The organism is uncultured Chryseobacterium sp. (genome assembly GCF_913776365.1).
Classification (GTDB): domain Bacteria; phylum Bacteroidota; class Bacteroidia; order Flavobacteriales; family Weeksellaceae; genus Chryseobacterium.
This window is the reverse complement of record NZ_CAJYMO010000261.1, coordinates 1-3,552: the sequence shown is the minus strand read 5'-3', so window position 1 is coordinate 3,552 and position 3,552 is coordinate 1. Positions and strand designations below refer to the sequence as shown.

The 3,552-nt window shown below is 44.9% G+C and carries 2 protein-coding genes; one reads left to right on the top strand and one right to left on the bottom strand.

Translation table 11 applies throughout. The annotated features are described in order from the left end of the window. Positions 1-775 (bottom strand): PQQ-dependent sugar dehydrogenase (locus tag QZ735_RS13450; RefSeq protein WP_294249346.1); only part of this gene is annotated, 775 nt, incomplete at its 3' end. A 215-nt stretch (positions 776-990) separates the two neighbouring features. On the opposite strand from QZ735_RS13450, the gene secD reads away from it, so the two are divergent. After that, the coding region (gene secD / locus QZ735_RS13445) for a protein translocase subunit SecD (RefSeq protein WP_294249344.1) at positions 991-3,552 on the top strand (2,562 nt) is incomplete at its 3' end.

Genomic DNA, 3,552 nt, shown 5'->3' with positions numbered 1-3,552 from the left:
AACACCTCCACCCGTAGTTGATGCCGGCCTGGGTAAGTGGCATCCTGTTGATTTCTTCAATTTGTCCCTGTCCCACATCGGCAATCATCACGTTCCCGGAAACCGTATCGAAATTAAACTTCCAGGCATTTCGCAATCCGTATGACCAGACTTCATCTGCCCCGTCAACGCCTACAAAGGGGTTTCCGGCAGGAATATTATACGGTCCGGTGGAATTAATGTCCAGGCGCAGCAGTTTGCCAAGCAGCGAGTTTTTATTCTGCGCATTATTATTGGGGTCTCCGCCGCTTCCGCCGTCTCCGGTTACTACCCATAGATAGCCGTCCGGTGCAAAATGAATGCTCCCTCCGTTATGATTGTCGAAAGGTTTTGGCTGGTTGAGGATGATTTTTTCACTGGCAGGGTCTGCCGTATCCGGATTGGATGTACTTCTGGTATATCTTGCTACGGTGATATTGCCGCTTGTATCATTATAATAAACAAAAAAATAGCCGTTGGCGGCGTATTGAGGATGGAAAGCAAGACCGAGAAGGCCTCTTTCTCCCCCGTAAGTGATTTTTGAGCTGATGTTCAGGAAATTGGTGCTGTTTACCGTCCCGTCAGGCTGTACAATACGGATAATCCCGTTTTGCTGAACGACAAACATCCTGCTGTCGTTAGCATGAGCGATTTCTACCGGGGCCGTAAATCCTGTGGCAAATTCCACGAGATTGACGCTTTGGGAATGGGAAATGCCGGCACAGAAAATGCCCGCAGCAAAGAGTAGATTTCTCATAATATTTTGATATTTAATGTATTAAAAGGGAATGAAAATTTCATACCAATTCACCGTTGAAAAATCCTTAAACATACCATGAAAAATTTATTATATCTTAAATCCGGAGAACATTACCGATATATCTGGAAATAAACGATTTCTGGTGTTTAAAATTCATAAAATTCAATAAAATCATTATATTTGCCGACTTAATTTAACGTAGTTATAATAAAATGCAAGGAAAAGGACTTATTACAATTGTTGCTATTGTACTGGGGCTAATTTGCTTAAATGAGCTATTGCCAACCTGGTACGCCAGCAAAATTGAATCGCAGATTGAAGCTGCGAACGGAAACGAAAGAGAGATCAGACGGTTGAAGGAAGATACGCTGAATCTTGGTTTTACCAAGCTGTATTACTCCAAAGCCAGAGACAAGGAAATGAAACTCGGTCTCGACCTGAAAGGAGGGATCAATGTCCTTTTGGAAATCAACCAGAGGGATCTTGTCAATGATCTTACGAATTATTCTACCAATCCGATCCTGATCGAGGCGCTGAACAAAACGGATGAAGTACAGAAGAATTCCACAAAATCTTACATTGACAACTTCTTCGATCAGTTTGATGCGATCAACAAGGCGAAAGGGACCAACCTGAAGCTGGCTGACCCGGAAATTTTCGGGAACACCACGCTGACGGAAGTAAAGTACAATACGCCTGACGAGCAGGTTAAAAGCATTGTCAAAAGAAAGATCGACGCTTCCGTAGGAACAGCTTTTGAGGTAATCAGAACCAGAATCGATAAACTGGGAGCCATCCAGCCGAACGTACAGCGGGTGCCGGGGACTGCCAGGATTTCCGTGGAAATGCCGGGAATGAAAGACATCGATAAGGTGAAGAAAATGCTTCAGACTTCTGCAAAGCTCCAGTTCTGGGAAGTACAGCAGGTTCCTGAAATTGCTCCTTATTTCCAGACCCTTACTTCTATTGTAGCTGCTAAAGGAGATTCAATGGGAGTTGCCAAGACAACCAACTTCATCAATCTCTTGCATATTGATAAATTAAGAACAAACGGAGTTGCCGATGTAAAACTTACCGATACCGCTGCTGTCAACAAAATCCTGAACAGCAAAATCGCACAGTCTTTACGTCCGGCCAACATCAAATATACCCAGTTTATGTGGGGATACAAGCCTGAGGCTACCGATGCCCAGAGCCTTGTTCTGTATGCCATCAGAGGAAACATCAACCAGAAAGCTCCTGTAGACGGTGCCGTAGAAACGGCCAACATCAGCTACGATGAAATGAGCAGAATAGTGGTAGACATGCAGATGGATTCCAAAGGTGCCAAAGAATGGAAAACCATGACGGAGAAAAACGTTGGGAAGCCGGTAGCGGTTACCCTGGATAACAGAGTCTATACAGCACCGAACGTAGTGGGTGCCATTCCGAACGGAAGAACACAGATTTCCGGGAATTTTTCCCAGGAAGAAGCTAAGGAGCTGGTAGATGTTCTGGGAGCAGGTAAACTGCCGGCCGGAGCAAAAGTGGTCCAGGCTACGGTAGTAGGTCCGTCTCTTGGACAGGAATCTATTGACGCGGGACTCTTGTCTTTCATCATTGCCTTCGCCATTATCATCGTATACATCATTTTTTACTATGGAGGAGCCGGCGTTTATGCGGTGATCGCCATGGTGATCAACTTATTCTATATCTTCGGGATCATGGATTCCGGTGACTTTACGCTTACCCTTCCGGGGATTGCGGGGATCGTTCTTACGATGGCCGTTGCAGTAGATACCAACGTAATCATTTACGAAAGAACAAAAGAAGAGCTGTTTGCCGGGAAAAGCATCCTGGAAGCATATAAAGACGGTTTCAAGCATGCCCTGAATGCGATCATTGACGGTCACACCACAACTTTCCTTACCGCCGTGGTACTGTTTTTCTTCGGAACCGGACCTATTAAAGGTTTCGCACTGACACTGATGATCGGTATTGCCATGACCCTGTTTACTTCCGTATTGCTTTCCAGAGTAATGATTTTCTCAAGACTGAATAAAGGAAAAGGACTTTCCGTGTGGACACCGGCTACAAAGAACCTGTTCAGAAATACCTGGATCGACTTCATCGGAAAAAGAAAATATGCCTATATCTTTTCAGCGGTGCTAACCGTTGTTTGTATTATTTCCATTGCGACTCACGGTTTCAAATACGGTATCGATTTTACCGGCGGAAGAAACTATGTGGTGAAATTCGATAAGAATGTAAACGCCAATGATATCGAGGAAAAGCTGATTACCCTGTTCAAAACGGAAGACGGTAAAAACTCCTCGGTAGAAGCCAAAACGTATGGCAACGATGCCCAGCTGAAAATTTCTACCGATTACCTGATTGAGGATGAATCGCTGAAAGCGGACCAGATCATCGAACAGAAACTGTATGAAGGACTGAAATCCAACCTTCCGGCAGGAACCACTCTGAAAGATTTCAAATCGGCTGACAAAGACCACGCCGGGATTATTTCTTCTGAGAAAGTAGGGCCTTCCGTAGCAGACGATATCCAGATTCACGGTATCTATGCAGTAGTAGCAGCATTGGGTATGATCTTTATCTACATCCTGATACGGTTCAGAAAATGGCAGTTCTCCTTAGGTGCGGTAGCAGCGCTGTTCCACGATGCGGTTATCATTCTGGGAGCCTATTCACTGCTTCACAAGTACATGCCGTTCAACATGGAGATCAACCAGGACTTTATTGCGGCTATCCTGACGGTATTGGGATACTCCATTAAC